Source organism: Tardiphaga sp. (assembly GCF_044340795.1).
Classification (GTDB): Bacteria; Pseudomonadota; Alphaproteobacteria; order Rhizobiales; family Xanthobacteraceae; genus Tardiphaga.
The window spans coordinates 1-2642 of record NZ_JBIISY010000435.1; the positions used below are offsets into that span (position 1 = coordinate 1).

General features: G+C 67.7%; 2 protein-coding genes. Both read right to left on the reverse strand.

Annotated features, from left to right (window positions below; all coding sequences use genetic code 11):
- The coding region (locus ACIQ17_RS32800; RefSeq protein WP_398473748.1) for an OmpA family protein at positions 1 to 1850 on the reverse strand (1850 nt) is incomplete at its 3' end.
- Positions 1851 to 2282: 432 nt separating this feature from the next.
- Positions 2283 to 2642 (reverse strand): pyridoxamine 5'-phosphate oxidase family protein (locus ACIQ17_RS32805; protein WP_398473749.1); only part of this gene is annotated, 360 nt, incomplete at its 5' end.

The window sequence follows — 2642 nt, forward strand, 5'->3', positions numbered from 1 at the left end:
GTCAGGTTCTCCGCCGGCACCTGGAATTGCTGGGTCAGCAATTCGGCTGCCGACTGCGCGCGACGATCCGACAGCGACAGATTGTCGACATCGGAGCCGACCGCGTCGGTATGACCCTCGATCAGGAACACCGCACGCGGATTACGCGAGATGGCACGATTGAGACCATCCGCGATCACCTGCAGCTTCGAGGCCTGGTCGGGGGAGATGTCCCACGATCCTGTCTCGAAATTGATCGAGTCGAGATCGATCGACGGCATGCGTTGGCGCACCATCGGGCTGTAGCGGATTTCATCCAGCGTATAGCGACGCTCGATGCGATCCACCGGCGGTGCGATCAGCGTATCGTAGACGAGATCGGGCGAGGCCTGATCGTAATCGACGATGTAGCGGTTCTGCGGAATGCGGATCATCGGAGGCGGCAGGTCCACATAGAAGCCGCGCGGACCACGCGGGCCACCGCGGGGACCATCGAACGAATTGTCGATGATGATGATCTCGCGACCATCACGATCCCTGCGGATACGACGCATCAGCTGACCGTCATTGCCGACCACCGTGATGATCTGCGAACCGTCCGGCCGCACGACGATGGTGCGATCCTCATTGCCGACGCGCTGGGTGCGGATGTCCCGTGCGCCATAACGGAAGCGATCGACCTCGTTGTGGCGGATGAAGGACTGACCGCTCGGATCCTGCACGATGACGCGACCAGGCTCGGTGATGATGGTGCGACCACCCTCCTGACGTTCGCGGCGCTCGCTGCGGAAGTCATCGAGACGACGCGGCCCCTGCGGAGCGGCGCCGGGCGCGATCGGCGTCAACGTCGCCGCGGCAGGCGGCGGCGCGGGCGGGATCGGCGCGGTCACCTGCGGTGCCGGCGGCTGCACGACCTTGATGTTGCCACCGCCGGGCGCGACCACGACGGGCGCTGCACTCGGTGTCGGAGGCGGAGCCACGGGAGCTGCCGCGGTGGGCGGCGTCGCCGGTGCAGCGCCGGGAGCGGCTGCGGCGGGCGGCGTGCCAGGAGCGGCAGGCGCACCGGGCGCGGTCGCGCCGGGCGCACCCGGCCGGCCTTCGCCACGACGACCGCCTTCGCGGCCTTCCGGACCACCGGGGCGGCCGGATGGCGGCGTGCCGGCCGGCGGGGTCGCCGACGGAGCAGGAGCTGCGGCAGGCGGAGTAGAGGCTGCCGGCGGCGTGGCCGCAGGAGGTGTTGCTGGGGTTGGAGCTGTCGCAGGAGCCTGACGAGCAGCCGGCGGCGTTGCAGGCTGTGCCGGGGTCTGCGCAGCAGGTGGCGTGGCCGGCGGCGTCGGACGCGCACCGGGCTCGCGGCGCTCACCATCCGGGCGTTCTCGACGCTCGGTGCCGGCCGGCGCCTCGCGGCGCTCGGGGCGGGCAGCAGCAGGTGGCGTCGGCGCCTTTGGCGGTTCGGCGCGAGGCGCCGGAGCAGCAGCCGGAGGTGTCGGACGAGCCGGCGGAGCAGCCTCAGGTGCCGGACGCGATGGTGCAGCCGCGGGCGGCGCAGGTGGCGTCGGACGTGGCGCAGCCGGCGGCTCCGCACGAGGGGCCGGAGCAGCGGCTGGCGGTGCAGGCGGTGTCGGGCGCGCGGCTGGTGGAGCCTCGCGCGGCGCGGCAGCAGGGGGCGCAGCTGCCGGCGGCGCGGGCCGTGGCGCAGCACCGGGCGGCGGTCCCTTCGGAGCACCCTTCGGCTCGCCTTCCGCGGCAGGCGGGGCGGCCTGCGCGAGCAGGATCGGCGCATCGGATGAGGATGCGTAGGATGCTGTCGTCGCGATCTGCGTCACACCGAACGCAGTCGTCGCCAGCAGGACGAGACGAAGTTTTGTCATGATGAGCTTGGGCCCCTCGCTAAGAATACTTCAACAAAAAAATGTCGGCCGAACAAATCGGCACGCTGATGAACGAATAAGCATGGGGCCGGAATGTGGCGGCCCGCGAAGCCACAGTCGTATTTATTTCACGCAAGATAACGGTCTGAACGTGCATTGTTCATGGCACGTTCAGACCGTTTGTTTAGTAGCGTCAGTACTACATCACCGGCGGCCGCTGGCCCGGAGCCTCATCCGGGTTCGGCATCGGTATATCGGGCGGCAAATCACCAGGTAGCTCATCAGGCCGCGTTGGCTTGTCAGGATCATGAACCGGCGGCGGCACTTCGGGCCGCGGGCTTCCCGGCGGACTTTCCTGTGGCGGCTCGGAAGGCTTGCCCGGCGTAATCGGGGGCTCCTCTACCGGCGGACTGCCTGGTGCGGCGCGGATCATCAGATCGCCACCTTGCGATTGGTGCCGATGTCAGGACGCGATCCCGTCACAGCCGCTGTCGCCATTTTCACATAGCTGATCACAGTACCCGGCGAGTCCCAATACTCGGCCTCATCGGGCGAAAACTTCAGCACGCGGATATTCGGATCATCCGCATTGTCCCACCATGCCTTGGCCGTGGTGGTGAACAGCTCCTTGATCTTGGCGCGATCATTGGAGACCGACGCCGTGCCGCTGACCGACACGTATTTCTGGTCGCCTGCATCGGCGAAGGAGAGGTTGACGTTCGGATTCTGCCGGATCTCGTCATCCTTGTGCTGGCGCGCATCGGACAGGAAATAGACCGCATCCGCTTCGCG